We start from the raw sequence: 26,743 nt of genomic DNA on the forward strand, positions 1-26,743 counted from the left end.
GTGCTGGTCGTGCCGTCGCCGGGTCCGCCTACGCGGGCGCGGCGAAGATCTCGTTGCACTCGCGCTGCAGGGCGACGTCGTCCCACATCGGGTGCTGGGGAGCGCCGTTCGAGCAGACGATCGATCCCCGGGCGCCGACCCGCCGCGACTCGCGCATGGCGAGCCGGCAGTACTCGGCGCCGATCGGCCCCTCCTCGAAGCGGCCCTCGAGCGGCGTGTAGCCGACCCAGCCCTCGCCGAAGACGAGCGGCACCCCGCGCAGGGCGGCCTGGTCGGCGGCGACGGCGATCCAGATCTTCAGCGTCGAGCGCATCTCGAGGTGGTGCGCGCCGTAGCGCTCGTACAGCCAGCGGTCGATCCGCTCGGCGTCGCCCCAGTCGTGCGCGTAGATCTCGCCCTTGCCGACGATCGTCGCGGTCAGCTTCCACTGGTCCTCGGCGGGGAGCGTCCACTCGGCGATGGGCGGGGCGCCCTCGAGCAGGAAGGCCTCGGCGGCGAGCTCCTGCTCGAACTCCTCGATCGGGCTGCGCAGCGCGAAGGCGGCGATGAACTCGTTGAGCACGCCGTAGATGTAGGGGTGCAGGACGAGCACGTCCGAGTTCCACGGGATCCCGCGCATCCCGCCGACGGGCACGTGCGCGTAGTTGACCGAGCACGGGACGCCGTCGGTCAGCTCGTGGAAACGGTCGATGCCGCGGGTGAGGCGCGGGGTGAGGGCGAGCGTCGCCGCGTCGAGGTCGGCGCGGTCGTAGTCGAGACCCTCGGTGAGGTGCCCCGCCTGCACCTCGTTGTGCAGCTCGACGAAAGCGATCCGGTCGTCGAGGTCGTGCTCGGTGAGGAAGCCGACGAGCGCCGCCTGCGCCTCGGCGAGCCGCTCGGCGCGGTCCTCCGGCGGCACCGCCATCAGCGCGTCGAACCAGTCCCGCTCGAGCGCGAAGGAGGAGGACTGCTGGTACTCCCAGGACGAGAGGATGACGAACACCCCGTGCCGCTTCGCCGCCGCGAACAGCGCGAGGAGGTGGGCGCGGGCGTCGATCATGGTCGGCTCGGCGACGTCGTACCAGCGCACCCGCTGCGCGTAGGAGCCGCCGAGCGGCCCGAGCCGGAGCTCCCGGGTGTCGAGACCGGACTCGAACAGGAGGAACGGCATCGCGCAGATGCGGATCGTGTTGTACCCCCGTTCGACCGCGCCGGCGAAGGCCGCGTCGAGGTCCTCGAAGGGCTCGCCCGGTCCGGTGCGCACGTACCAGGAGAAGTCCCAGAGGGTGATCGTGAGGCGCTCGGGGAGGTGATCCGCGAGCGGTACCGGCTGGTAGGGGGACGAGGGGTACTCCGCAGTGAGCATGCCGAAAGCCTAGGCACGCGCGGAGCGCCGACCAATGAAACGTTGCACGCCAAAAGCTGGACGATCCTCTGCCCTGACCTACACTCGTCGGCATGCTGATCCCCGACGGCTTCCTCGGCCAGCGCCTGCATGTCCTCCCCAAACCGCGGGTGGCCGAGGCGCTCGCGGCCCCGATCACCGAGCGCCTGCTCGTGACCGATGCTGGACACTTCCCGCATGCCGCCGCTCACGGCCGCAGCCGCCCCGAGGGCACGCGGGAGGCCGTCGTGATCCTCTGCACCGCCGGCCGGGGCTGGGTCTCGATCGCCGACTCGACCGCTCGGGTCGACCCCGGCGAGGTCGCCGTCATCGCCGCGGGCACCCCGCACCGGTACTGGGCCGACTTCGCCGACCCGTGGACGATCTGGTGGCTGCACGTCGCCGGCGCCGATGCCGCTGCCCTGATCTCCGCCGTCGTCCACGAGCGGACGTCCCCCGTCGTCACCGCGCGCGACGCCTTCTCGGCGAAGACCCTCATCGAGCACGCCGTCGCCGCCCTCGAGCGCGACGAGACCGACTCGAGCCTCTACGCCGCGAGCGGCGCCGCCTGGAACCTCCTCGCCCAGCTCGCCTCCGACCGCACCCGCGGCACCCTCGAGTCGGGCGACCGAATCCGCATGGCCCAGGACCACCTCCGCGAGCACCTCGACTCCCCCACCAGCATCACCGAGCTCGCGACCCTCGCCGGCATGAGCACGTCGCACTTCTCCGCCCTCTTCAAGAAGGCGGCCGGCATGAGCGCCGTCGAGTACGTCAAGCGCCTGCGCAGCGCCCGCGCCCGCGAGCTCCTGATCACCACCGACGCCTCGATCGCCGACATCGCCCGCGCCGTCGGCTACTCCGACGCCTTCTACTTCTCCCGCCAGTTCCGCGCCATCAACGGCACCAGCCCCTCGGAGTACCGCGCCGAGTTCCACGGCGAGGCACTGCGCTGAGCCACGTGCACTGAGCGCACTCGATGAGGCTTTCGATCAGCGCCTCGAGACAGCCCGTACCTACGGCAGCATCACGGCGCATTCGAGCCGCGAGATCAAGGAAGCTCTCGTCATCGGAGCGCCTCCGCGAGCAGCGATTCCGGGAGTGGCGCGGACCTCTGACCACCCCCGACGCCGCCGTTGGACGGCCTGGTGGCGTACCTCGAGGAGCGGCTGAAAAGAGTCGCCGCGAGGAGAACACGCCAGCGCCAGCGATGTCTCCCGCCACGAGAAAGGGCGCAGGACCGTCGAACCCGAGAACGAAGGGTCGATTTTCGCGCTAATTGGCGCATCTCATTCCTCTTTGGCAGCTCTGTGCCCGAATGGCGCAATTACATCATTGACCCGAATCGCGCCCTTTGCCACCCTGATCAGACCGCCACAATCCGAGTCATCTCATGACTGAATCGGGAGAGGCGTGTGACTTCGACAGAACAGGCTGTTTACGGCATTCCGAGCCTGAGCAAAACGGCGCCACGATTCTTGTGCTTTGTGAACCGAAACCCGGCCGCCCTCCTCGTCGAAGGTGATCGGCGTCGAGCAAGGTCACCGCCTGACTGGCACAACGCCGGCATACAGCCCCGCCATGGCATTGACCACTACAAGCCGGCACAGGCGATGACCCGTTGCGAGGAGAGCGCGACCATCGGTTGACGCCCCAGTGCAACAGACAAAGCCGCGGAAGAAGAGAGCCACGTCCGCCGACGACCGAGCTCTCACTCGAGAGAAGACACGGAGCCAATCATGAATAAAGTCTCAAAGACAATCCTGACGATCGATTGCATCTGCGCATGCGCCATCGGGTGCGCGCCTGCCGCAGAGGCGGGGTCGCCGGGATATCCGACGACAGCAAAAGACAATCTCGTATTCGTGAATACCGACCCACGGGGGTATCAAGCGAAATACATCAAGAATTCCGGGCCATCGGAGGTGATGGATTTCAACCTCGCCTGCAGCAACGGGAAGTGGTTCGGCAGCGAAGGTGCGTTCACCGCAACGGCGACAAACACTTACACCTACGTCTTCGCCGTCGGCGGACAGGGGCCGTGCGAGGTCCAGATCAAGAAACTCGCGACCGGCCAGGTCTGGACAACCGGCTACGTAGGTTAGGACGTCATCATGATGCGAATTCTGAGGACGCTACCGCCTCTCGTCTACGCACTTTCTGCCGCTACCGCGGGCTCACTTCTCCTGGCGCCCATTGCGGCGGCCGCAACGTCGTCCTGTGTGACAGCGGCTGGAGGCACGTTGTGTGCGACAGTGTCGAACGGAGGCTATCGTGCGGCGTTCACGCCGGGAAACGCCGGCCGCTACGACTTCCAGCTCTGGTGCGCTGACGGCAACTGGTTCGGAGACGGCGGCGAATTCAATGCGACGCCGGCACGAACGAACTCTTATGTGTTCGCCGTCGGCAACAGAGGTGAATGCTCGGTCAGACTGATTCACAAGGATCAGCCGAATGGCAACTCGACTCAGACCTGGAACACCGGTCTCATTCGTCCCTGAGCGCAGCAACGACCGAGTGGGCCCCCCGGATTCACCCGTGGGGCCCACTCAAGCGTCGGCGTCAACGCGCGCAATCTTTCGAGGGACCGGTGTAGTCCGGCGACTCAAGGACTTCAACAGTGCCGAAGCTCGCTATAAGACGGTAGCCATCCGCAACCGCGTCGCCAAGAATGGTTGAGGTCTTCATCTTCAGTCCGCGAACCGACCCGGCTTCCTCTTGACCAAGATCCAGGACATAGAAATCCGGAGCTCGCTGAAGCACACCCGGAAGCGATACCCGATTCGTTCGCGTGAGAAGCGGGACGAGACGATCATCGGCCGCTACGCAGGTCGACGGAGGTACATGCGCGACCGCCGCAGCCTGGTCGATCATGTGTTGACTTCTCACCCAAACCTCCCCCGCGGCGATTCGACCCAGCGGGTAGGTCTGCCGGTCGTCGATGACAACGGTACCTATGACAGGCACGGCGCAGACGATTATTCCCACGATCAGCGCTACCCTTCCGCGAAGCGGCGAGGAGCAAGCGGTTCGATCGAGAAGACGCTCTCCGCCGTCAAGAGCGGCCAGAAACAGCACCACCCAGACGGGCGCGTTGTAGTGGAATTCGCTCGTCCAGAGTGAGGACCGATCAGAAAGAAAACGCTCGGCCAGAAGCGGAAGACCGAGCAGGCTTATCGGGGACAAAAGCGGAAGGAAGAGAAGCGGAGAGAAGAGACTCAGCAGAGTGAACGTCTTCACGACCGGGGTGAAGAAGAGCGTGATCGCGACCCAGGGCCGAACAAGGAGAGTGCGCACGACGCTCGCCGAGTCGGGCCCGAGGTCTCCGTAGTCCCAGTACGCGTATGCGCGTCCGCTGAATGCCGGGATCACAACCAGCACAACGACCACAAATACCGCTGCCCCGAGAGCGGCGAGGATCACGCCAAGTACCCTAGGCCTCCTCACGACCCGCAGAAGACCGAGAATCAGCGCCACAGCCCCCATGTCCTCCCGGACCAGGAGAAGGATCACCGTTGCCGCTGCGAGTTGTTTATCCCTCTGGCTGTCGATCGCATCGACCGCCCACGCGAGGACCGGCACCGCGAACGCGACCTCGTGGAAATCGAAGTCGGCCAGGCATTGCAGCGGCCAGCCGAGGAGATATCCGGCCACCATCAGGCAGCTCACCCCCGCGCCCGCCCGGCGACGAGCGAAGCGCCAGACGAACACGGAGGAGATTGCGACGAGTCCGGCCTGCGCCACGAGAAGCACGCGACCGTCATCCCAGATCCAGTACAGCGGAGCGAGAACGACGAGGACCGGATGGAAATGGTCGCCGAGCAGATTGAAGTCGTCGCCTTTCAACGGCGAGAGCGGCGGCCGGAACTGCGAGTACGCCCGCACCGCCTGGTCGAAGATGCCGAGGTCGTAGCCGGCTGTGAGCAACTGGTCGGCCCGCGAGATCGAGTAGGTCGAGTACACCGCGAACGCGAGGAGCGCGAGAGGGACGATCGGCGACCGCAGCCACGCGAGACGCCCACCGCCGACCCGCAGGCTTTCGCCGCGCCCCGTCCATCGCATCCATACCTCCGCGGACGACGGACGGCGCACCACTGACCGAGGATCCCGACGTCTCTGCGGACGACGATAGGCGAGGTTCTCTCAGCGCCGCCCGGCTGGCGCATAACGCCGCCTCACCGCGCCGGCTCCCGCGTGGTGACTCGTGCGCCGCGGACGCGGCCGACAGGCCGACGAACGGGGGACAGTGAACGACCGGATGCCGCTTACGGAGAGAAGGAACCCTGGTGCCCCTGGAGGGACTCGAACCCCCAACCTGCTCCTTAGGACGGAGTCGCTCTTCCATTGAGCTACAGAGGCCGGTGCCGTCCAGTGTACCGATCGCCCGGACCCGTCGCTCTTGACACGGCACGAGGCGCATGGTTGGTTAGTTACTGCACCAACTAACCAATACACCACGAAGCACCCAGACCGAGGGAAGGAGCCCCATGGACGACTCCCGCCCGATCTTCCTGCAGATCGCCGAGCAGATCGAGAACGACATCATCGCGGGCGCGCTGCCCGAGGAGGACCAGGTCCCGTCGACGAACGAGTTCGCCGCGTTCCACCGCATCAACCCGGCCACGGCCGGCAAGGGCGTGAACCTGCTCGTCGACGAGGGCGTCCTGTACAAGAAGAGGGGGATCGGCATGTTCGTCGCCGAGGGAGCGCGCGACCGCCTGGTCGAGAAGCGCCGCACGCAGTTCCGCGACCAGTTCGTCGCACCGCTCCTCGCGGAGGCCGCCAAGCTCGGCCTCACCCGCGAGCAGCTCACCGCCATGATCACCGACATCGAAGGGGGATCGCGATGAGCGCGGTCATCGAGGTCGCCGGCCTCAGCAAGCACTACGGCAGCATGCACGCCGTCTCCGACGTCAGCTTCACCCTCGAGGAGAACCGGATCCACGGCCTCCTCGGCCGCAACGGCGCCGGCAAGACCACCCTGATGTCGCTGCTCACCGGCCAGGAGTTCGCGAGCACCGGCAGCATTCGCGTCTTCGGCGAGGCACCCGTCGAGAACGCCGCCGTCCTCTCCCGCACCTGCTTCATCAAGGAGAGCCAGAAGTACCCGGAGGACTTCAAGGTCAAGCACGTCCTCCGCAGCGCCCGCTGGTTCTTCGAGGGCTGGGACGAGGAGTTCGCCCAGCAGCTCGTCGTCGACTTCCGCCTCCCGCTCGAGCGCCGCGTCAAGAAGCTCAGCCGCGGCCAGCTCTCCGCGATCGGCGTCATCGTCGGCCTCGCCTCCCGCGCCCCGCTGACCTTCTTCGACGAGCCGTACCTCGGCCTCGACGCTGTCGCCCGGCAGCTCTTCTACGACCGCCTGCTCGCCGACTTCGCCGAGCACCCGCGCACCGTGCTCCTCTCCACCCACCTGATCGACGAGGTCAGCAGCCTCCTCGAGCACGTCCTCGTCATCGACGACGGCCGCCTGCTCGTCGACAGCGACACGGAGGAGCTGCGCGGTGCCGCCGCGACCGTCACCGGCAGCCGTGCCGCGGTCGACTCCTTCACCGAGGACCGCGAGGTCCTCTCCCGCAGCGGAGTCGGCGGCCTCGCCACCGCGACGCTCCCCCACCTCGGCACCGCCGACCGCGACGAGGCCCGCCACCGCGGCCTGGAGCTCGAGCCCGTCTCGCTCCAGCAGCTCGTCGTCCAGCTGACCACCGGAAAGGCCGCCTCATGACCGCCCTCGCCCCGCAGCGCTCCGTCGCGCGCCACCGCCTGCTCAGCATCGTCCGGCTGCACCTCGCCAACCCGGCGACGCTGCTCGTCACCCCGCTCGCGATCCTCGGCGCGATCTTCATCGGCAGCCTGATCATCTGGCTGCTCGTGCTGCGGATGGTCGGCGTCCCGGCGGCCGGCGGCGACTCCGGCGTGCAGATCACCGGTGGCACGACCTTCATCTTCATCTACATGCTGGTCGTCGCCGTCCAGGCCACGAATGTCACCTTCGCCCTCGCGCTGGGCTACGGCTCGACCCGCCGCGACTACTCCCTCGGCACGGCGCTGACCTTCGTCGGCCTGTCCGCCGCCTGGACCGTCCTCTACTCCACGATGTCCGCGCTCGAGCAGGCGACGAACGGCTGGGGGCTCGGCGGCTACATGTTCCGCGCCGCCGCCTACAGCGACGTCTCCTGGCTCGCCCAGACCTTCGCGACCTTCAGCCTCTTCCTCTTCTTCTTCTTCGCCGGCTCGGCGGTCGCCGCCGTCTACGTCCGCTGGCGGGCCACGGGGATGACCGTCTTCTTCCTCGCCCTCGGCGCGCTGATCGTCGGCCTGGTCGCCCTGTTCACCCTCACCGACAGCTGGGACTCCGTGTGGCTCGCCTTCCAGGCGATCGGCTTCACGGGCGCCTTCGCCCTGCTGCTCGTCCCGACGGTCCTGTCCGCGGTCCTCGGCGCCCTGATCCTCCGCCGAGCCACCCCGCGCGGCTGATCCGGCCGCGCAACATCAGCTGAGAGAGGGGGGCATCCGCTGAGGAGCGATGCCCTTCTTTCTCAGCTGATGTTCTGCGGCGAGCAGCCCCGTCCGGACGGCGCCCCGCCGCCCGCAAGGCCCTTCCGTCCCGCGCGCTCGCCTGGGAGCGTTGCAGCATGGCCGCATCCCTCACCTCCCCCGCCGCTCAGCACGTCTGGGCCGCCAGGGACGACAGTCCGCTCGACCCCGCCACCCTCGACACCATCGACGCCTGGTGGCGCGCCGCGAACTACCTCGCGGTCGGCCAGATCTACCTCCTCGCCAATCCGCTGCTGCGCGAGCCCCTCGCGAGGGAGCACATCAAGCCGCGCCTGCTCGGACACTGGGGCACGACCCCCGGCCTCAACCTGATCTACGCGCACCTCAACCGCGCGATCACTGAGCGCGCGCAGCCGACGCTCTACATCACCGGCCCCGGCCACGGCGGACCGGGCATGGTCGCCAACGCCTACCTCGACGGCACCTACAGCGAGATCTACTCGCACATCGACGAGACGGAGGACGGCCTGCGCCGCCTCTTCCGCCAGTTCAGCTTCCCCGGCGGCATCCCGAGCCACGCCGCCCCCGAGACCCCCGGCAGCATCCACGAGGGCGGCGAGCTCGGCTACTCCCTCAGCCACGCCTACGGCGCCGCCTTCGACAACCCGGACCTGCTGGTCGCCGCCGTGGTCGGCGACGGCGAGGCCGAGACCGGCCCGCTCGCCACCAGCTGGCACTCGAACAAGTTCGTGAATCCCGCGACCGACGGCGTCGTGCTGCCGATCCTGCACCTCAACGGCTTCAAGATCGCCAACCCGACGGTCCTCGCCCGCATCCCCCACGAGGAGCTCGAGAGCCTGATGCGCGGCTACGGTCACGAGCCGTTCACCGTCGAGGGCGGCTTCGACGGCGAGGACCCGATGCGCGTGCACGAGCGCTTCGCCGCGGTCCTCGACACCGTCCTCGACCGCATCGCCGCGATCAAGGCGCGCGCCGCCGAGGGCGACCTCTCCCGCCCCGCCTGGCCGATGATCATCCTGAAGACCCCGAAGGGCTGGACCTGCCCCGCGGAGATCGACGGCGTGCAGGTCGAGGGCACCTACCGCGCCCACCAGGTCCCGCTCGCGAACGCCCGCGATACCGAGGCACACACCCGCCTGCTCGAGACCTGGATGCGGTCCTATCGCCCCGAGGAGCTGTTCACCGAGGAGGGCGGGATCGCCGACCGCGTCCGCTCACTCGCCCCCGAGGGCGAGCTGCGGATGAGCGCGACGCCGCACGCCAACGGCGGCCTGCTCCGCCAGACCCTCCGGCTGCCGGACTTCCGCCGCTACGAGGTCGTCGTGCACGAGCCGGGCGGCACCGTCGCGGAGGCGACGAAGGTGCTCGGCGAGTGGCTCGCCGACGTCGTCCGCGAGAACCCGACGAACTTCCGGATCTTCGGCCCCGACGAGGTCGCCAGCAACCGCCTGCAGAGCGTCTACGCCGCGACCGACAAGCAGTGGAACGCCGAGCTCAGCCCGCTCGACGACCACCTCGCCCGCGCCGGCCGCGTGATGGAGGTGCTCTCCGAGCACCAGTGCCAGGGCTGGCTCGAGGGCTACCTGCTCACCGGCCGGCACGGGCTCTTCACCTGCTACGAGGCCTTCATCCACATCATCGACTCGATGTTCAACCAGCACGCGAAGTGGCTGGACGGCACCCGCGACATCGAGTGGCGCCGCCCGATCGCGAGCCTCAACTACCTGCTCTCCAGCCACGTCTGGCGCCAGGACCACAACGGCTTCAGCCACCAGGACCCGGGCTTCATCGACCACGTCGTCAACAAGAAGCCGGAGGTGGTCCGCGTCTACCTGCCGTTCGACGCGAACACGCTGCTCTCCGTCTACGACCACTGCCTGCGCAGCGTCGACTACGTCAACGTCGTCGTCGCCGGCAAGCAGCCCGCTCCCGCCTGGCTCACCATGGCGGAGGCGGTCACGCACTGCACCCGCGGCCTCGGCATCCTGGAGTGGGCGAGCAGCGAGCGCCGCGGCGAGTCGCCCGACGTGGTGATGGCCTGCGCCGGCGACGTCCCGACCCTCGAGACCCTCGCGGCCGTCAGCATCCTCCGCGAGGCGCTGCCCGACCTCGCGATCCGCACCGTCAACGTCGTCGACCTGATGCGGCTGATGTCCGAGTCCGAGCACCCGCACGGCCTCTCGGACCGCGAGTTCGACGCGGTCTTCACGCCCGACCGACCGGTGATCTTCGCGTACCACGGCTACCCGTGGCTGATCCACCGTCTGACCTACAAGCGCACCGGCCACGGCAACCTGCACGTCCGCGGCTACAAGGAGAACGGCACGACCACCACGCCGTTCGACATGGTGATGCTCAACGACCTCGACCGCTACTCGCTGGTCATGGACGTCATCGACCGCACGCCCGGTCTCGGCGCGAAGGCGGCGGGCCTCCGCCAGGAGATGCAGGACGCCCGGATCCGCGCCCGCGCGTACACCCGCGAGCACGGCGAGGACATCCCCGAGGTCGCGAACTGGACCTGGTCCGGCTCCCGCTCCGGCAACGCCTCCGAGGCCACCGGCGGCGACAACGAGTAGCCCCCCCCCTCTCGCTCCCCGCGAGATGCCACTTGTGCACGCGACACGCCGTGTCGAGCGCGCACAAGTGGCATCTCGCGGCGGGGGTCAGGCCGCCGCCGCCGTGAGGTAGTCGTCCCACTCGGGCTGGGTGCGCTCGGCACCGCGCACGAGCCAGGAGCCGGCGCGCGGCATCCGCGGCACGGAGCGCAGCTGCCATCCCATCTCGAGCGGCGTCCGGTCGCTCTTGACGTTGTTGCAGCGGTGGCAGCAGGCGACGAGGTTCTCCCAGGTGTCCCGCCCGCCGCGCGACTTCGGCTGGATGTGGTCGATCGTGTTCGCGTGCTGGCCGCAGTAGCCGCAGCGGTGGTTGTCGCGCCGCAGCACCCCGCGGCGCGAGACCGGCACGCTCCGCGAACTCGGGATGCGGACGTAGCGCGTGAGCACGATCACCGAGGGCCGGACGTAGTCGCCGGTCGCTCCGTGCACCGGGTGCTCCTCGTCGGCGACGATGATCATCGCCTTCTCGGTCATCAGCAGCACCAGCGCCCGCTTGAACGACACCACCGCGAGCGGCTCGTAGCCGGCGTTGAGGACGAGTGTGCGCATCAGTGACCTCCGTGCTGTCGCACGCCGCCGCACGGAGGCGCCGCGACCACGCGAAAGGGCGCCGTCGTGATGACGGCGCCCTTCGAGGCCGCGGCGCAGAGCCGCACGGTGACGTGGTGCCGTATCCGAGTGTCGGCGGAGTGGAGTGCGGCGAGGAGGATCCCCGCCCGGATCGCGTCGGTCCGCCGCACGCGCGAACGCAGCCCCACGCAGTGGTGCCCGTTCCGCTCGGCCATCCCGGCACTCCGTCCCTCGACGAATCGCTCCGCTCGCCACGCGAGCGGACTGAGGTTCAGATTAACCCTTCGCGCCCGGAACACCAGAGGATCCGGGGTTTTCGTCATCCGCAGTTCACACGGCGCGCGGCGGGCCGGCACTGCCGGGAACGCGCAAGAGCCCGCCCCGGTGAGGGGACGGGCTCTCGGCCGATGCTCGCGGTCGTCGTCAGCCGGAGATGCGGACGATCGTGTAGTTGCTCGTCCAGATCGGCTGCACGCGGACGCTCGCGCCCTCGTACGGCGCGTGCAGGATGTTGCCGTTGCCCGCGTAGAAGCCGTCGTGGCCCGGCATGATCACCAGGTCGCCGGGCTGCGCCTCGGACAGCGGGATCTGCGTGCCCATCGCCGCCTGGCCCGCCGCGGAGTGCGGCATCGAGATGCCGTACTGGGCGAAGACGTACATGACGAGGCCGGAGCAGTCGAAGCCGCTGGGGTCCGCGCCGCCGAAGACGTAGGGCACGCCCTGGTACTGCAGCGCCGTGTCGAAGACGGCGGAGAGGCTGTAGCTCGTGCTCGGCGCGCTCGCCGCGAGCTCGCTGGCCGAGGCGCCCTCGTAGGAATTGAAGCTCTCGGCGGTCTCGGCGCGGGCCTCGGCGACGTCGGTGGTGTCGACGACGGGCTCGACGACCGGCTCCGGCTCGGGCGGCGGGGGCGGCGGCGCGGCCTCGGCGGTGAAGCCGTCGCGGGCGATCGCCGCCTGGACCACTCCCCCGGCGACGGCGACGGTCTGCGCGTCGCCCTGGCGCAGAAGGTCGGCCTTCGAGGCGGCGAACAGCCCGTCACTCTCGGTGCCGGGCGAGAAGGCGTAGGCGGGGAGCGCCATGGTCGCGACGAGCGCTCCGGCGAATCCGACGATGGCGACCTTGCCGATCGTGCGGCCGCGGCTGCGCTTGCGGGGCGAGCCGGCGGGCGTCGGCACGAAGTCCGTGACGTCGGCCTGGCGCGACGGCGCCGTCGGCACGGCCCGGCGGGCGACGGGGGCCTCGTCCGTATAGCGGGCGCGCATCACCGGCGGACGGTTCTCGAAGGAGGACGCGGTGCGGGGGCTGTCCGGGTGGGTGGAGCGGAACCGGTCGGGGGAACCGGCGGGGGTGGTGGGGTTCTGGGGCAAGGGGGAGGACCTCCGACGTCCCGCCAGCCCAGGCAGCTGTCCCGTCTCGAGTGCGCGAAGCATCGGCGTTCACGGAGTCCGAGACGGGAAGGGACGTCGGACACCGCGCCTCACGACCGGGGTTCGGGCGCAGGGCTCCACAGAGCGTAAGCGACCGTTACCGATTTGTCACCAACCGGAGACGAGATCGTGTCCCGCTCCGACCCTCCGATGCTGTAGTGCGCGTGGAGCGGACGTTCAGCTGACGAGGAAGATGTGCGCAGCGACCTCGTTGGGCAGTTCGATGCCCGCCTCCACGCCGTCGATGCGCACGAGCACGTAGCCGTTCAGTGCCGAGAACTCGCCCTCGGCCCCGGGGACGACCCCGGCCTGCTTGAGCTGGAGGAGCAGCTCCGGGTCGACCTGGGCCGGCTCGCCCAGCCGGCGGACGGTGCCGCGCTGGGGTTCGGCCGAGCCGGCGACGAAGCGGGGGATGCTGATGACGCCGTCCGCGAAGCGCGACGCCGGGGTGTCCCCCAGCTCGTCGAGCCCCGGGATCGGGTTGCCGTAGGGCGACTCGGTGGGGTGGTCGAGCATCTCGAGGAGGCGGCGCTCCACCTGCTCGCTCATCACGTGCTCCCAGCGGCAGGCCTCCTCGTGCACGAACTCCCAGTCGAGCTTGATGACGTCGTGGAGGAGGCGCTCGGCGAGGCGGTGCTTGCGCATGACGTGGATCGCCTTGCGGCGTCCGTCGCCGGTCAGCTCGAGGTGGCGGTCGCCGGAGACGACGACGAGGCCGTCGCGCTCCATCCGGCCGACGGTCTGCGAGACGGTGGGGCCGGAGTGGCTGAGCCGCTCGGAGATGCGGGCCCGGAGGGGGATGATGTTCTCCTCCTCCAGCTCCAGGATGGTGCGCAGGTACATCTCGGTCGTGTCGATCAGATCCGTCATCTCAGCCTTCCGGTCTCAGCGCGCACAACCTTACTGGGCACCGTGTCCCGTCTCCGTCGACGGGGCAGGGCGCAGGGCCTCCGATGGTCGAAGGCGGGGCGGGCCGGGAACCCTAGTATTAACGCATGCCGGACGTCACCATTCCTCGCGAGCTCCTCCCCCACGACGGGCGGTTCGGCTGCGGCCCGTCCAAGGTGCGGCACGACCAGCTCGCGCACCTCGCGACGCAGGGCGCGCACCTCCTCGGCACCTCGCACCGGCAGGCTCCGGTCAAGAACCTGGTCGGGTCCGTGCGCGAGCACCTCGCGACGCTCTTCCGCATCCCCGAGGGCTACGAGGTCCTGCTCGGCAACGGCGGCTCGACCGCCTTCTGGGACGCGGCCGCCTTCTCGCTGATCGACCGCCGTGCCGAGAACCTCACCTTCGGCGAGTTCGGCCAGAAGTTCGCGAAGGCGGCGTCCGCGCCGTTCCTCGAGCCCGCGCACGTCGTCTCGGCCCCGGCCGGCTCGCGCAGCGAGGTCGAGATCCTCGAGGGCGTCGACGTCTATGCCTGGCCGCACAACGAGACCTCCACCGGAGTCATGGCGCCGGTCCGGCGCGTGCACGGCGACGAGGGCGCGCTCACGGTGATCGACGCGACCAGCGCCGCCGGCGGCATCGACTTCGACGCGGCCGAGGCCGACGTCTACTACTTCGCCCCGCAGAAGAACTTCGCCTCGGACGGCGGCCTGTGGTTCGGCCTCTTCTCGCCGGCCGCGATCGAGCGGATAGAGCGGATCGCGGCGAGCGGTCGCTACATCCCCGAGTTCCTGAGCCTGCAGAACGCCGTCGACAACTCGCGCCTGAACCAGACGCTGAACACCCCCGCCCTCTCCACGCTGCTGCTGATGGAGTCGCAGCTCCAGTGGATGAACGAGAGCGGCGGACTGGCCTGGGCGTCGGCGCGCACTCTCGAGTCCTCGTCGGCGATCTACGACTGGGCCGAGGCCTCGCCGGTCGCGACCCCGTTCGTCGAGGTGCCCGAGCACCGCTCGCAGGTCGTCGCCACCGTCGACTTCGACGCCTCCGTCGACGCCGCGGTGATCGCGAAGATCCTGCGCGCGAACGGCATCGTCGACACGGAGCCGTACCGCAAGCTCGGCCGCAACCAGCTGCGCGTGGCGACCTTCGTCGCCATCGAGCCGGACGACGTCCGCTCGCTGCTCGGCTGCATCGACCACGTCATCGAGCGCCTGGCCGACTGAGCGACCGGGGAACGGGGAGGCGCGGGATGAGGCTCTGGCTCCGTCCGGACGAGCGCCGCCCCGCTCCCCCGCCCTACGCGTCCGACGACGCGACGGCGCTCCTCGTGGGCTGCATCGTCTGGGTGCTCGCCCTCGTCGGCGTGCTGATCGCCGCGGCGGCCGGCGCGACCGTGCCGCCGCTCGTCCTGTCGACCGTCGTGATCGGCGTCGTGCTCGGCACGATCGGCCTGTTCTACAGCCGCAACCGCCGCTGATCCACCGGCGTCCGCGCGCGCGGCCGGCGCCGTGGCCGAGCGAGGGCGTCCCCGCTCGACCGGGTCCTCACCGGCGGCGGCGCCGCCGTCCGCGACCGCTGCCGCCGCGTCGACCGGCGGCCGAGGCTCCCGACCCGTCCTCGGCGCCGGCGTCCTCGCCGTCCGAGTCGTCCTCGTCCGAGTCCTCGTCGTCGGTGTCGTCGTCGTCGTCCGAGTCCTCCTCGTCGGAGTCGTCGTCGTCGTCCGAGTCCTCGTCGTCCGGGACGTCGTCGTCGTCCGCCTCGTCGTCGTCGTCGAGGATCTCGTCCTCGTCCGCTTCCGCCGCGTCGCCGTCGACCACGGTGTCGTCGTCGTACTCGTCGTCCTCGGTCTCGTCGCGCTCACCGCTGGCGTCCTGCGCCGCGCGGTAGTCCGCGAGCCGGACCGACCACGGCACCCAGTCGGGCGCGAGCACGGAGCCCTCGCCCGGCAGCAGCTCGACCTCGAGCACGTTGACGTCCTCGGACTCGTCGATCCTCGACAGCGTCGCCGTCCAGAGCCAGCCCGGGTAACCGCGCATCAGATTGGTGAACTGCAGCGAGACCACGTGCTCGCCCTGGGCGAGCGTCGCGACCAGGTCGCCGATCGTGTCGGCGGTCGTGATGTCGAGCAGCGCCTCGCGCGCACGGTCCTCCGAGCCGGCGAGGACGGCGTCGAGCTCGTACACGGGCGCGCGCTCCGGCTCTCCGGCGGACATTGCGGACCCGGCGTCAGGCTCTCCTCCGTCATCGGAGTCGGTGTCGGAGTCCTCGTCGGAATCGTCCTCGTCCTCCTCGTCGATCTCGTCGCTCCAGACCGCCGGCGCGGGAGTGCGCGACGCCGGGACGCCGTCCTGCGAGTCCGCGGGACCCTCGGTCGGAGCCTCGGACCCGGTGTCCGGAGCCCCGTCGTTCTCGGGCGACGGATCGCCGGTCGTCTCGCCGGCGTCAGGCATCGAGCTCGTCCGCGACCCGGCGCAGCAGCGTCGCGATGGTGCGCCCGTGGGCCTTGTCGGGGTAGCGGCCGCGCTTGAGGCCGGTGCCGATGCCGTCGAGCAGCTTGACCGTGTCCTCGACGATCACGGACATGTCGTCGGCCGACTTGCGGCTGAGCTTGACCATGCTGGGCGGGGTGTCGATGATGCGGGCCGAGAGGGCCTGCGCACCGCGCTTGCCGTCGGCGATGCCGAACTCGAGGCGGGTGCCGGCCTTGACCGCGGTCCCGGAGGGCAGCGCGGAAGCGTGCAGGAAGACCTCCTGGCCGTCATCAGTGCTGATGAAGCCGAAGCCCTTCTCCTCGTCGTAGAACTTGACCTTGCCGGTAGGCATGCAGAACCCCTCCTGGAAATGAAGCAGCCATCAGTTTAGAGGACGGCACCCGCCCTATCCTTGACCCGTGAAGCCACAGCAGCCCGCGGGCATCGGACGCGCGGAGCGCGTGCTCGCCTACATGTTCGTCGCGATCATCGTCGTGACGGTGATCGCGTTCATCGCCGTCCTGGTGGCGCCGATGATGGGCGTCCGCGACTACAGCGGGAGCCTCTGGCAGTTCGTCCTCGCGCTGCCGCTGGTCGGCCTGCCGATCGCCTTCCTGATGATGATCGCGATGCTCGTGGTCGGCGTCCGCCGCCGCCGCTCCTCCTAGCGGAGACCTCTCCGGCTGCGCCGAGCCCTCGACGAGCAACCGGTCACGCGACTCCCAGACTTCACCCAGGCCACGCGCAGATACTGTCCGCATGGACGGACCCCGCATTCTCATCGTCGACGACGAGCCCAACATCCGCGACCTGCTCACCACGAGCCTCCGCTTCGCCGGCTTCGCCGTGCGCGCGGTGGGTAACGGTGCTCAGGCGATCTCCGCAGTCCTCGAGGAGGAGCCGGACCTCATCATCCTCGACGTGATGCTGCCGGATATGAACGGCTTCGGCGTCACCAAGCGCCTGCGCTCGGCCGGCTACACCTCGCCGATCCTCTTCCTCACGGCGAAGGACGACACCGAGGACAAGATCACCGGTCTCACCGTCGGCGGCGACGACTACGTCACCAAGCCGTTCAGTCTCGACGAGATCGTGGCGCGCATCAAGGCGATCCTCCGCCGCACGATGCACGCCGAGGAGGACGCGGTCATCCGCGCCGGCGAGCTCACGATGGACCAGGACACGCACGAGGTCCTCGTCGGCGACGAGCCGGTCGAGCTCAGCCCGACCGAGTTCAAGCTGCTGCGCTACCTGATGCTCAACCCCAACCGGGTGCTCAGCAAGGCGCAGATCCTCGATCACGTCTGGGAGTACGACTTCAACGGCGATGCGGGCATCGTCGAGTCCTACATCTCGTACCTGCGACGTAAGCTCGACACGCATTCGGAGGAATCGCTCATCCAGACCAAGCGAGGATTCGGATACATGCTGAAGGTCGCGAAGGTCTGACCTCCGCCGCCCCGGCGCCGGCCCCGTGAGGGGGCGGGCGCCCGCACGACTTCGAGGGAGTTCCACCGCCATGCACCAGGGTCTGGCCGAGCGGTGGAACTCCATCTCGCTGCGCACGAAGATCACGGCCGTCACCGTCCTCCTGCTGACCCTCGGCCTGCTGGTCTCCGGCATCGGCACGATGACGATGCTGAAGCCGCAGCTCGTCGCTCAGCTCGACGCGCAGCTGGCCGACAAGGTGCAGAAGGTGGCGACCGACCTCTCCGCGCAGGGGGTCTCCCAGTTCTCCGAGTCGGACGACTACTACGGCGCCGTGTACGACTCCTCGGGGAAGCTCGTCTACTCGAACGCCGGGCAGGGCACCGACCCCGCCTTCCCCTCGCGCTACTCGATCGAGGACGCCCTGAGCGCCTCCAGCGAGCCGAAGGCGCTGATGAGCGTCAACGACCGGATCGAGTACCACGCCGTCTCGACGGTGTACTCCCGCGGGAACGACTACCAGACGCTGCTGCTCGCCACGTCGACGCGCGACATCGACAACATCATGACGATCTACCTGACGATCTTCCTCGGGTTCGGCGTCGCGATCGTCGTCATCGGCGCGATGCTGACGCGGCTGCTCGTCACCACGACGTTCGCTCCCCTGCGCCAGGTGGAGCAGACCGCCGCCGCGATCGCCGACGGCGACTTCAGCCAGCGCCTCGACGGCACCACGCCCAACACCGAGGTCGGCCGCCTCAACCGCTCGCTGAACGCGATGCTGGTGCGCATCGACAGCGCCTTCCGCGACCGCGCCCGCACCATCGACCAGATGCGCCGCTTCGTCGGCGACGCGAGCCACGAGCTGCGCACCCCCCTCGTCTCCGTCCGCGGCTACGCCGAGCTCTACCGGATGGGCGCGCTGCAGACGCCCGAGGCGGTCGGCCAGGCGATGGAGCGCATCGAGAAGGAGGCGATCCGGATGGGTGGCCTCGTCGAGGATCTCCTCGAGCTCGCCCGCCTCGACGAGACCAAGCCGCTGGCCCTCTCCCCCGTCGACCTGATGCCGCTCGCCCGCGACGCCGCGATGGACGCCATGGCCTCCTGGCCCGACCGCGACTTCGGCGTCGAGACCCGCGACGACACCCCCGTCGAGACGCCCGCGCTCGAGATGGACGAGCCGTCCGGCACCGCGACGCAGACCATGGAGGTTCCGGCCGCCGCCGGGCTCACCGGGCCGATCGCAGCCGCCGGCGCACGCCTGGCGCGCTTCCGCCGCCGCCCGCGCCGTGTCCCGGCCGAGGACCTCGCGGCGGGCACCGCCCCCGAGCCCGAGCAGGTCGGCGTCCCGGCGCTGGTGATGGCGGAGGAGAACAAGATCCGCCAGGTGCTGACCAACCTGATCGGCAACGCCGTCCGCTACACGCCTGAGGACACCCCGATCGAGGTCGGCGTCGCCGTCGACCGCGCGCGGCGGCTGGCCTTCCTCGAGGTCATCGACCACGGCGAGGGCATCCCGCCGCAGATCCGGGAGAAGATCTTCCAGCGCTTCTGGCGCGCCGACACCTCGCGCACCCGCGAGACCGGCGGCAGCGGCCTGGGGCTCGCGATCGTCTCCTCCATCGTCGCGGCGCACAAGGGCCGGGTCGACGTCGTCGAGACTCCGGGCGGCGGCGCCACCTTCCGGGTCGCCCTGCCTCTCCTCACCGTCGACCCGGACGGCGATCCGTCCCCAGCTGCGGCCTGACGGCCCGCGCGGCCGACGCGGTCCGCCCTAGGTTCTCTCCCACGCGCCGACCGGCGCGGACGAGTGAGAGGACCTGACATGACCCACTTCCAGACCGACATCGACGCGATCAGCACCGCGAGCGGCTCGATCCACGGCTCCGCGGACCGCATCCGCGCCGAGGTGGCCGGCATGCTCGCTCTGCTCACCGGCCTCGAGAGCTCGTGGACGGGGCAGGCCTCGACCGCGTTCCAGGGAGTGGTCGGCCTCTGGCGGACCACGCAGGGGCAGGTCGACGACGGGCTCGAATCGATCGCGCTCGCCCTGGGGACGGCGGGGCAGCAGTACGCGGAGACCGAGGAGGCCAACGCGCGCCTGTTCGCGTTCTGACCCGCCGGCGGCGTCCTCGACCGTCTGCGGACCGAGGACGCCGCCCGGAAACGCCGAAGGCGGCTCCCCCGGAGGGGAACCGCCTTCTGCGTGGTGCGGGTCGGACTAGAAGTCCATGCCACCCGTGGGGTCTCCGCCTGCGGCGACGGGGTTCCGCTCGGGCTTGTCGGCGACGACGGCCTCCGTGGTGAGGAACAGACCGGCGATCGAGGCGGCGTTCTGCAGAGCGGAGCGCGTGACCTTGACCGGGTCGATGATGCCGGCGGCGATCAGGTCGACGTACTCGCCGGTCGCGGCGTTGAGGCCCCAACCGGTCTGCAGCTCGCGGACCTTGGCGGCGACGACGCCGGGCTCGAGGCCGGCGTTCAGGGCGATCTGCTTGAGCGGGGCGTCGATGGCGACGCGGACGATGTTCGCTCCGGTCGCCTCGTCTCCGACCAGCTCGAGCTTCTCGAAGGCGAGCTTGCCGGCCTGGATGAGGGCGACGCCACCACCGGCGACGATGCCCTCCTCGACGGCGGCCTTCGCGTTGCGGACGGCGTCCTCGATGCGGTGCTTGCGCTCCTTGAGCTCGACCTCGGTCGCAGCTCCGGCCTTGATGACCGCGACGCCACCGGCGAGCTTCGCGAGGCGCTCCTGGAGCTTCTCGCGGTCGTAGTCGCTGTCGGTGTTCTCGATCTCGCCGCGGATCTGCGCGACGCGGCCGGCGATGGCCTCGGCGTCGCCGGCACCCTCGACGATCGTGGTCTCGTCCTTGGTGATGACGACCTTGCGGGCCGAGCCGAGCAGGTCGAGGGTGACGTTCTCGAGCTTGAGGCCGACCTCCTCGGAGATGACCTGGCCACCGGTGAGGATCGCGATGTCCTGGAGCTGCGCCTTGCGACGGTCGCCGAAGCCCGGGGCCTTGACGGCGACCGACTTGAAGATGCCGCGGATCTTGTTGACGACCAGGGTCGCCAGCGCCTCGCCGTCGACGTCCTCGGCGATGATCAGCAGCTGCTTGCCCGCCTGGATCACCTTGTCGACGACGGGGAGGAGGTCCTTGATGTTCGAGACCTTGGAGTTGACGATCAGGATGTACGGGTCCTCGAACACGGCCTCCTGGCGGTCGGGGTCCGTGACGAAGTACTGCGACAGGTAGCCCTTGTCGAAGCGCATGCCCTCGGTCAGCTCGAGCTCGGTGCCGAAGGTGTTCGACTCCTCGACGGTGACGACGCCCTCCTTGCCGACCTTGTCGATCGCCTCGGCGATGATCGCGCCGATCTCGGGATCCGCGGCGGAGATGGAGGCCGTGGCCGCGATCTCCTCCTTGGTCTCGATCGCCTTGGCGCCGGCGACGAGCTCGGCGGTGACGGCCTTGACGGCCTTCTCGATGCCCTTCTTCAGGCTGATCGGGTCGGCGCCGGCCGCGACGTTGCGCAGGCCCTCGCGGACGAGCGCCTGGGCGAGGACGGTCGCGGTGGTGGTGCCGTCGCCGGCGACGTCGTCGGTCTTCTTGGCGACCTCCTTGACGAGCTCGGCGCCGATCTTCTCGTACGGCTCGTCGAGCTCGATCTCCTTGGCGATCGACACGCCGTCGTTCGTGATGGTGGGGGCTCCCCACTTCTTCTCGAGCACGACGTTGCGGCCGCGCGGGCCGAGGGTCACCTTGACCGCATCGGCCAGGGTGTTGAGTCCACGCTCGAGGCCGCGGCGGGCTTCTTCGTCAAAAGCAATGATCTTGGCCATGTGTGTTCTTCGTCCCTCCCGGACGTCAGGGGAATTCCGTCGTTGGCACTCGACTGGAGCGAGTGCCAACAGCGATTCTGGCACTCACCCGGGAGGAGTGCAAGTGATGCCGGCGCCTGGCGCAACGCGAGGAGCCGCCGCCCGCACGAGGCGGACGACGGCTCCAGGCAGGGCGGGGGCTTCAGACCACGCGCACCGATTCGGCCTGCGGGCCCTTGGACCCGGTGCCGACCTCGAACGCGACGTGCTGGCCCTCTTCGAGGACCTTGTATCCCGACATGTCGATGGCGGAGTAGTGGACGAACACGTCCTGCCCGCCGCCGTCGACCGTGATGAAGCCGTAGCCCTTCTCAGAGTTGAACCACTTGACGGTTCCGTTCGCCATCTCTCACTCCCAAAGTGCTGTGCTGCCTGCGACACGAGCGATGCGCAGGTGCCTGATTAGGGAGCATAAGCCAGCGTTTCGGCCCGGAATGGGGCGGAAAGCGCCCGTGGGAAAGAGTTGTCCGGGATTCAACATGAATTAAACGTGCCGGAAACAGAACGCCCCCGGGACACGCCCCGAGGGGGTGCTCCGGGGGCGTCCGCGCCGCCGTGCTACTGCGGCGGATAGTCCGAGCCGAGCACGACGACGACGGATCCGGTCTCGACGAAGTCCTGCGTCAGAGCCGGCGTGCCGATGCCGAGCGACTGAGCGACACCGAGCGCCGCGCCCTCGAGCGCGGGGTCGGTGTAGTAGATCGTCGTGGCCGTCTCCTCCTCGGTGTTCGCGTTCGCGACAGTGGGCACGCTCCAGCCCGCCGCGGCCAGCGCGTCCCCGGCGTTCGCGGCGAGGCCCGCCGTCGCCGTCCCGTTCAGGACCGCGAGCGCGAGGGCCGGGTCGACCGTCGGGGTCACCGCGGGGGTCGCCTCCGTCTCGGCGATGCCGGTGGGCGGCGTGAAGACGTCGTTGAACTGCACCCGGTTGTCGATCACGAGCAGCCCGATGAAGCCGAGCAGCACGATCACTCCGGTGGCCAGGGCCGCCCAGGCCAGCGCGACCGCCCGGGCGTGCGGGGCGGGCGGGCGACGGTGGGCGCCGACGCGACCCTCGGTGGCCGGGATCTCGTCGAAGCGGTCCTTCGGAGCGGTGGTGGTCATCGTCGGTACGGCCGGCCTTCCGTTCGTGGGCCCGAGCAGCTCGTCTACTCGGGGCGCCCGAGGCGGCGCGCGGCGCGGGCGCCGGCGCGCCCGTCGCGGATGCGCTGCAGCCGCTTGACGAGCATCGGGTCGTGCGCGAGGGCGGCCGGTGAGGCCAGAACCGCGCTGAGCACCTGATAGTAGCGGGCGACCGAGAGGCCGAACCTCTCGCGGATCGCGTCGTCCTTGTCCCCGGCGCGGGCCGTCCACTCGCCCTCGAACTCGAGGACGCGGCGATCCCGCTCGGACAGGACGGCGCCCGTGCTGCGCTCGACGTCCGTGGCCCTGCTCATCCCTCCACGGTAGGGAGGGACGGCTCGGCGGCGGCTGAGGCGCTCCGGTACATGCCGATGTGCGGGATGCCCGCCTCGTCGAACTCGTCGCCGAACGGCTCGAAGCCCGACCGCGCGTAGAGGCCCGCGATGTACGACTGCGCGTGGAGCAGGAGCGGCTCGTCTCCGTGTCGCTCCAGGACCGCGCTCACCAGCCGGTGGGCGAGGCCCTCGCCCCGCCGGTCGGCCCGGGTCACCACCCGCCCGATCACCCGGTGGGCGTCGCGGTGCTCGGGCCGCTCGTCCCGGAGGGTGCGGAGGTAGGCGGCCGTGCCGCGCTCGTCGGCGATCCACCAGTGCCGCGTCGTCGGCTCCAGATCGCGGCCGTCGAGCTCCTCGTCGTCGACCCGCTGCTCGCGCAGGAACACGTCGGTCCGCAGCCGCGCGAACGCGTAGACCTCCTCGGTCGTGAGTTCGCTCCACGCCTTCGAGATCACGGAATTCAGCTGCACGGCGGAGAGTTTACGAGAGGAGAGGGGAGCGCCCTCCCCCGTACACTGACCAGGATTCCTAGGGAGACCCATGTCGTCGTATTCCGTGAACAAGACCGACGCCGAGTGGCGCGAGGAGCTCGACCGCGAGCAGTACTCGGTGCTGCGCCAGGCCGCCACCGAGCGCCCGTGGACCGGCGAGCTGCTCGACGAGCACCGCGAGGGGCTCTACACCTGCGCGGCGTGCCACGCCGAGCTGTTCAAGAGCGGCACCAAGTTCGACTCCGGCTGCGGCTGGCCGAGCTTCTACGAGTCCATCCGCCCCGACGCGGTGCAGCTCATCGAGGACAGCACCCTCGGCATGGTCCGCACCGAGGTCCGCTGCGCCAACTGCGGCTCGCACCTGGGCCACGTCTTCCCGGACGGCTTCGGCACGCCCACGGGAGACCGCTACTGCATGAACTCGATCGCGATGAACTTCACGACCGAGGGCGAGTGACCGTGTCCGCGACTCCCGTGCTCGAGGCCGTCCTGGCCCGGCGCTCCCGCTCGAAGGTGACCGCGGAGGCGCCGGGGCACGAGGAGATCGCGGCCTACGTCTCGGCCGCCTCGCGGCTCGCGGACCACAGCTCGCTCCGGCCGTGGCGGGTCATCGAGATCCGTGGGGCGGCGCGCGACCGCATCGGGCGCAGCTTCGCCGCCGCGTCCGGCGACAAGAAGGACGCGCGCAAGCACATCGAGAAGACGCACCGCGCCTCCCTCCTCCTCGCGGTCGTCGTGAGCGTGAAGAAGTCGAAGGTGCCCGCCTGGGAGCAGGAGGCCGTCGCCTCGGGCGTCGCGCACCTGCTGAGCCTGCTGCTCGACGAGGCGGGCTGGGGCGTCTTCTGGCGCACCGGCTCCTACACCCGCGCCAAGGCCGTGCGGAAGGCGCACCGCCTGGAGAAGGGCGAGGAGCTCCTCGGCTGGCTGTACGTCGGCCGCCCCGACGGCAAGATCGGCGGGCCGAAGCGGCCGACGCCGGCCGAGCGGCACCTGAGCATCCTCGAGCCGTGATCCGCCCCCGCGGGCCTGAGCCGAGACGGCTTCCGGCCCCGCGATAGGGTGGCCCGGTGCGGTGACGCACCTGCCGACGTGGCGCAATTGGTAGCGCACCCGACTTGTAATCGGGCGGTTACGGGTTCAAGTCCCGTCGTCGGCTCCGAGGCGGTCTCGTGAGCGGCCGATCGGCCGCCCGCTCCTCCACGACACCCTGCTGCTTCAGGCCGTCCGGCGGCAGTCCGGCGTACGGCAGCCCTCGCAGCCTCCGCGTGAGGGGCCTCTCGACCCAGCGGTGGACCACGATCCCGGCGACCAGCGAGACGGCGATCGTGCCGACCACGGAGAGGACTCCCGCTCGCAGGCCGATCAGTGCCAGGGCGGCGGGCACGACCGGCCCGATCAGGGGATGGAAGAGGTACAGGCTGTAGGACGCCTCGCCCAGGGCGAGCAGCGGTCGCCGGAGGACGCGATCCGCGCCACGACGCGATGCGAGCCGCCGGACGAGCGGTTCGGCCAGGACCACCGCGACGAACGCCGCGGTGACGATCCCCTTCCGGAAGAGAGCGTCGCGCTGCCAGGAGATCCCCTCCGGTGCGAGTGCCGCGACGACGGTGAACGCGGCGGCGGCGCCCAGCGCGAGGAGCAGGCCGCGACGCGCGCGCGGAAGCCCGGCGATCCTCCCGATCGCCATGCCGACCGCGAAGTACAGGACGAGCGGATCGAAGTAGACCGCCCACGCCGGCCAGTCCTCGACGGGGCGGAGGAGATGACCGGACGCGACGACGAGCACGACCGTCGACGCGAACACGAGGACGTTCCGCCGCAGGAGCAGCCCGAGGGCGAAGACCGCGTAGAAGGCCGTCTCGAACGTGAGGGTCCACCCGACGCCGAGGAGCGGCTCCACCGCGCCGTCGGGATTGCGGGCGGGCAGGAAGAGGTAGGACGCGACTCCCGTCCACGGAGTGAGGGCGGCGTGCAGCACGGCCCCGGGCAGGACGAGGATCGACGCGATCTTGAGGGTCGTGGCGACCCAGTACAGCGGGACGATCCGGATCACGCGGCGGACGGCGAAGAACCGCCAGCCGCCCCGCACCTCGAAGGGACCCGCGGTGACCGCCATCACGAAGCCGGAGACGACGAAGAAGACGTCGACACCCGCGGCGGCGCCGTTCCAGACGGTGATCGAGTCGTCGAGGCGCTCGTGCGCGTAGAACGTGGCGTGCGTGATGACGACGAGCAGAGCCGCGACGAAGCGCAGGGCCTGGACGCCCTCGAAGATCGGCGTCCTGGCGGTCGCCGGCGCGACGATCGGCGGCGTGGTCATGGCGGCCCCCCGGTGAGATCGGGTGAGCCTATCCACGAGAGCGAGCGGCCGACGCGGAGGCGCGGAATCGGCTGTCGCGCGATCGCGGGCCGTCCTCCTCCCCGCAGCGCCTCCCCCTGCGGCGACCGGGCTCAGGCCTCCCGAGGTGCACGACGAAGGGCCCCGGTCTCCCGGGGCCCTTCGTGTGCTCCGACCCGTCTCGGCGGGTCCGCGACCTAGCCCGCGGCGGGCGTGGGGGTCGGCGTGGCCGAGGAGTAGGTGTCGGCGGCGGCCGAGAGCACGAACGAGCTGAAGGCGTCCGCGTCGGTCAGCGAGCCGGTGTACGCCTCGCCGTTGACGAGGACCGTCGGCGTGCCCGAGACGGAGGCGACCTCGGTGCCCGGCAGCGGGCCGGAGGTGGCGCGCTCCGTGGCCGCGCGCACCCAGCTGACGAAGGACTGGTCGTCGATGCAGGAGTTCACCGCGGCGGCGTCCTCGACACCCGCGTCGGCGGCGGCCTGCTTGAGCTGGTCGTCGGAGAGGCCGTCGGTGCCCTCCGCGGGCTGCTCGGCGAACAGCGCCGCATTGAAGTCGAAGAAGGAGTCGGGCGACCGGTCGGCGACGCAGGCCGCGGCGTTGGCCGCGCGCTCCGAGTACTTGGTGCCGTTCGAGCGGGTGGTCAGGATGGCGATCGGGTGGATCTCGACCGTGGCGGCACCGCTGGTGACCCACTCCTTGATCTGGTCGCCGTTGGTCTGCTCGAACTGGCCGCAGTAGGGGCAGAGGTAGTCGAGGTACACCCGGATGTCGACGGTGCCCGTGGAGGTGTCGAGCACGCTCGGGGTCGGGGTGCCGTCGGCCGGGATCGCCGGGGTGGTCGAGGCGACGAGGCCCTCGGTGATGACGACGCCGTCGCTCGCCATGTTGGCGGGGCCCGGGCCGGCCGGGCGGATGCTCGAGGTGACGGCGAAGACGACGACTGCGACGATGGCGATCACCACGATCGCGAGACCGCCCTGCAGGGCGAAGCGGCTGACGCGGTCGCGGCGCTTCTGCTGCTCGCGGAGTCGACGGGCCTTCTCGCGCGCGGCCTCTCGACGCTGGTTCTTCGAGAGACGGTCGTTGGCTCCGCCGATGGTCATGACAAGAACGCTCCGAATGAGAGGGGAAGTGCCGCCGGGCTGCGACTCGCCGGAATCCTACGCGCGAGCCCTGGGAAACCTCCAAACGACGGATACCGCCGGGTCCCGGTGCCCGGCATCGAGCCCCGGCTCCCCGCTCCGGCGCTCCGTGGCATACTGTGACGGTTGGTCGGAGTCGCCCACGCGACG

29 protein-coding genes and 2 tRNA genes are annotated in these 26,743 nt (G+C 69.9%); 16 read left to right on the forward strand and 15 right to left on the reverse strand.

Going from position 1 to position 26,743, the window contains the following annotated elements:
• Positions 1–28 precede the first annotated feature (28 nt).
• Positions 29–1,345 carry a cellulase-like family protein gene (locus tag EDF35_RS01310; RefSeq protein WP_133960531.1) on the reverse strand — a complete coding sequence of 439 codons (1,317 nt, stop codon included), beginning with the start codon at positions 1,343–1,345 and terminating at the stop codon, positions 29–31.
• A 92-nt stretch (positions 1,346–1,437) separates the two neighbouring features.
• Between EDF35_RS01310 and EDF35_RS01315 the strand changes: the two genes are divergently transcribed.
• The 3 genes from EDF35_RS01315 (at position 1,438) to EDF35_RS01325 (ending at position 3,864) form a co-directional block, all read left to right on the forward strand.
• Positions 1,438–2,319 (forward strand): AraC family transcriptional regulator, encoded by an 882-nt coding sequence (locus EDF35_RS01315; protein WP_243839807.1) that lies wholly within the window; start codon positions 1,438–1,440, stop codon positions 2,317–2,319.
• Positions 2,320–3,102: 783 nt separating this feature from the next.
• On the forward strand, positions 3,103–3,468 hold the full coding sequence (locus EDF35_RS01320; protein ID WP_133960532.1) for a hypothetical protein: 366 nt from the start codon (positions 3,103–3,105) through the stop codon (positions 3,466–3,468).
• A gap of 150 nt (positions 3,469–3,618) precedes the next feature.
• Complete coding sequence (locus EDF35_RS01325; RefSeq protein ID WP_133960533.1) at positions 3,619–3,864, forward strand: hypothetical protein; 246 nt, start codon at positions 3,619–3,621, stop codon at positions 3,862–3,864.
• Positions 3,865–3,925: 61 nt separating this feature from the next.
• Here EDF35_RS01325 and EDF35_RS01330 read toward each other — a convergent pair whose 3' ends face one another.
• Together EDF35_RS01330 and EDF35_RS01335 are read right to left on the reverse strand one after the other, a co-directional pair.
• The gene (locus EDF35_RS01330; protein WP_133960534.1) at positions 3,926–5,425 is read right to left on the reverse strand and encodes a DUF2079 domain-containing protein; all 1,500 of its coding nucleotides are present in this window, start codon (positions 5,423–5,425) and stop codon (positions 3,926–3,928) included.
• Positions 5,426–5,647: 222 nt separating this feature from the next.
• Positions 5,648–5,722: transfer RNA gene (locus EDF35_RS01335), tRNA-Arg, on the reverse strand.
• A gap of 128 nt (positions 5,723–5,850) precedes the next feature.
• Here EDF35_RS01335 and EDF35_RS01340 point away from each other — a divergent pair.
• From EDF35_RS01340 to EDF35_RS01355, 4 genes are all read left to right on the forward strand, one after another.
• Positions 5,851–6,213 carry a GntR family transcriptional regulator gene (locus EDF35_RS01340; protein WP_123445182.1) on the forward strand — a complete coding sequence of 121 codons (363 nt, stop codon included), beginning with the start codon at positions 5,851–5,853 and terminating at the stop codon, positions 6,211–6,213.
• Positions 6,210–7,085 (forward strand): ABC transporter ATP-binding protein, encoded by an 876-nt coding sequence (locus EDF35_RS01345; RefSeq protein ID WP_133960535.1) that lies wholly within the window; start codon positions 6,210–6,212, stop codon positions 7,083–7,085. Before EDF35_RS01340 ends, EDF35_RS01345 begins: the two co-directional genes overlap by 4 nt.
• A complete protein-coding gene (locus tag EDF35_RS01350) occupies positions 7,082–7,837 on the forward strand; it encodes an ABC transporter permease (protein WP_133960536.1) in 756 nt (251 codons plus the stop codon). Before EDF35_RS01345 ends, EDF35_RS01350 begins: the two co-directional genes overlap by 4 nt.
• Positions 7,838–7,995: 158 nt before the next feature.
• Positions 7,996–10,458, forward strand: coding sequence for a phosphoketolase family protein (locus EDF35_RS01355; RefSeq protein ID WP_133960537.1), 2,463 nt, complete (start codon positions 7,996–7,998; stop codon positions 10,456–10,458).
• Between the two features lie 87 nt (positions 10,459–10,545).
• Here the strand turns inward: EDF35_RS01355 and EDF35_RS01360 are convergent, their stop codons facing one another.
• The 3 genes from EDF35_RS01360 to EDF35_RS01370 all read right to left on the reverse strand — a co-directional run bounded on the left by EDF35_RS01360 (position 10,546) and on the right by EDF35_RS01370 (position 13,365).
• Entirely contained in the window at positions 10,546–11,046 is a 501-nt protein-coding gene (locus EDF35_RS01360) for an HNH endonuclease (RefSeq protein ID WP_123445178.1), read from the reverse strand.
• A 444-nt stretch (positions 11,047–11,490) separates the two neighbouring features.
• Positions 11,491–12,435, reverse strand: coding sequence for a C40 family peptidase (locus EDF35_RS01365; protein ID WP_243839808.1), 945 nt, complete (start codon positions 12,433–12,435; stop codon positions 11,491–11,493).
• Positions 12,436–12,672: 237 nt separating this feature from the next.
• Complete coding sequence (locus tag EDF35_RS01370; protein WP_123702382.1) at positions 12,673–13,365, reverse strand: metal-dependent transcriptional regulator; 693 nt, start codon at positions 13,363–13,365, stop codon at positions 12,673–12,675.
• Positions 13,366–13,490: 125 nt separating this feature from the next.
• On the opposite strand from EDF35_RS01370, the gene serC reads away from it, so the two are divergent.
• A complete protein-coding gene (gene serC / locus EDF35_RS01375) occupies positions 13,491–14,609 on the forward strand; it encodes a phosphoserine transaminase (protein ID WP_123702380.1) in 1,119 nt (372 codons plus the stop codon).
• Between the two features lie 26 nt (positions 14,610–14,635).
• A complete protein-coding gene (locus EDF35_RS01380) occupies positions 14,636–14,863 on the forward strand; it encodes a DUF2530 domain-containing protein (RefSeq protein ID WP_123702378.1) in 228 nt (75 codons plus the stop codon).
• A gap of 67 nt (positions 14,864–14,930) precedes the next feature.
• On the opposite strand, the gene EDF35_RS01385 is transcribed toward EDF35_RS01380, so the two are convergent.
• Together EDF35_RS01385 and EDF35_RS01390 are read right to left on the reverse strand one after the other, a co-directional pair.
• Entirely contained in the window at positions 14,931–15,836 is a 906-nt protein-coding gene (locus EDF35_RS01385; protein WP_243839809.1) for a DUF3027 domain-containing protein, read from the reverse strand.
• Positions 15,829–16,209: a cold shock domain-containing protein gene (locus EDF35_RS01390; RefSeq protein ID WP_123445172.1), complete on the reverse strand. Its 381-nt coding sequence runs from the start codon at positions 16,207–16,209 to the stop codon at positions 15,829–15,831. Before EDF35_RS01390 ends, EDF35_RS01385 begins: the two co-directional genes overlap by 8 nt.
• 67 nt (positions 16,210–16,276) lie before the next feature.
• On the opposite strand from EDF35_RS01390, the gene EDF35_RS01395 reads away from it, so the two are divergent.
• The 4 genes from EDF35_RS01395 to EDF35_RS01410 all read left to right on the forward strand — a co-directional run bounded on the left by EDF35_RS01395 (position 16,277) and on the right by EDF35_RS01410 (position 19,401).
• Entirely contained in the window at positions 16,277–16,525 is a 249-nt protein-coding gene (locus tag EDF35_RS01395) for a hypothetical protein (protein ID WP_243582849.1), read from the forward strand.
• Positions 16,526–16,616: 91 nt separating this feature from the next.
• Complete coding sequence (locus EDF35_RS01400; protein ID WP_085475163.1) at positions 16,617–17,306, forward strand: response regulator transcription factor; 690 nt, start codon at positions 16,617–16,619, stop codon at positions 17,304–17,306.
• 70 nt (positions 17,307–17,376) lie between these two features.
• Positions 17,377–19,032, forward strand: coding sequence for a HAMP domain-containing sensor histidine kinase (locus EDF35_RS01405; protein WP_123445171.1), 1,656 nt, complete (start codon positions 17,377–17,379; stop codon positions 19,030–19,032).
• Positions 19,033–19,110: 78 nt separating this feature from the next.
• Positions 19,111–19,401 carry a WXG100 family type VII secretion target gene (locus tag EDF35_RS01410; protein WP_133960538.1) on the forward strand — a complete coding sequence of 97 codons (291 nt, stop codon included), beginning with the start codon at positions 19,111–19,113 and terminating at the stop codon, positions 19,399–19,401.
• 105 nt (positions 19,402–19,506) lie between these two features.
• Here EDF35_RS01410 and groL read toward each other — a convergent pair whose 3' ends face one another.
• The 5 genes from groL to EDF35_RS01435 form a co-directional block, all read right to left on the reverse strand.
• On the reverse strand, positions 19,507–21,129 hold the full coding sequence (gene groL, locus EDF35_RS01415) for a chaperonin GroEL (protein ID WP_123702372.1): 1,623 nt from the start codon (positions 21,127–21,129) through the stop codon (positions 19,507–19,509).
• Between the two features lie 181 nt (positions 21,130–21,310).
• Positions 21,311–21,514 carry a cold-shock protein gene (locus tag EDF35_RS01420; RefSeq protein ID WP_123445168.1) on the reverse strand — a complete coding sequence of 68 codons (204 nt, stop codon included), beginning with the start codon at positions 21,512–21,514 and terminating at the stop codon, positions 21,311–21,313.
• A 212-nt stretch (positions 21,515–21,726) separates the two neighbouring features.
• Complete coding sequence (locus EDF35_RS01425) at positions 21,727–22,269, reverse strand: LytR C-terminal domain-containing protein (protein ID WP_133960539.1); 543 nt, start codon at positions 22,267–22,269, stop codon at positions 21,727–21,729.
• A 44-nt stretch (positions 22,270–22,313) separates the two neighbouring features.
• Complete coding sequence (locus EDF35_RS01430) at positions 22,314–22,601, reverse strand: DUF3263 domain-containing protein (RefSeq protein WP_123445166.1); 288 nt, start codon at positions 22,599–22,601, stop codon at positions 22,314–22,316.
• Positions 22,598–23,092: a GNAT family N-acetyltransferase gene (locus EDF35_RS01435; RefSeq protein ID WP_243582848.1), complete on the reverse strand. Its 495-nt coding sequence runs from the start codon at positions 23,090–23,092 to the stop codon at positions 22,598–22,600. The genes EDF35_RS01430 and EDF35_RS01435 overlap by 4 nt, the downstream gene beginning before the upstream one ends.
• 70 nt (positions 23,093–23,162) lie before the next feature.
• Here EDF35_RS01435 and msrB point away from each other — a divergent pair, with 70 nt between their 5' ends.
• From msrB to EDF35_RS01450, 3 genes are all read left to right on the forward strand, one after another.
• On the forward strand, positions 23,163–23,570 hold the full coding sequence (gene msrB / locus EDF35_RS01440) for a peptide-methionine (R)-S-oxide reductase MsrB (protein ID WP_123445164.1): 408 nt from the start codon (positions 23,163–23,165) through the stop codon (positions 23,568–23,570).
• Positions 23,567–24,124, forward strand: a complete 558-nt coding sequence (locus tag EDF35_RS01445) for a nitroreductase family protein (protein ID WP_123733794.1) — start codon at positions 23,567–23,569, stop codon at positions 24,122–24,124. The genes msrB and EDF35_RS01445 overlap by 4 nt, the downstream gene beginning before the upstream one ends.
• 72 nt (positions 24,125–24,196) lie before the next feature.
• A tRNA-Thr gene (locus EDF35_RS01450) sits at positions 24,197–24,269 on the forward strand.
• On the opposite strand, the gene EDF35_RS01455 is transcribed toward EDF35_RS01450, so the two are convergent.
• On the reverse strand, positions 24,243–25,433 hold the full coding sequence (locus EDF35_RS01455) for an acyltransferase (protein WP_133960540.1): 1,191 nt from the start codon (positions 25,431–25,433) through the stop codon (positions 24,243–24,245). The two genes, EDF35_RS01450 and EDF35_RS01455, sit on opposite strands and share 27 nt — an antisense overlap.
• A 215-nt stretch (positions 25,434–25,648) precedes the next feature.
• Positions 25,649–26,554, reverse strand: a complete 906-nt coding sequence (locus EDF35_RS01460) for a thioredoxin domain-containing protein (RefSeq protein ID WP_133960541.1) — start codon at positions 26,552–26,554, stop codon at positions 25,649–25,651.
• Positions 26,555–26,743 lie beyond the last annotated feature (189 nt).

Origin of the sequence: Rathayibacter sp. PhB151, from assembly GCF_004366415.1 — a bacterium.
Lineage (GTDB): Bacteria > Actinomycetota > Actinomycetes > Actinomycetales > Microbacteriaceae > Rathayibacter > Rathayibacter festucae.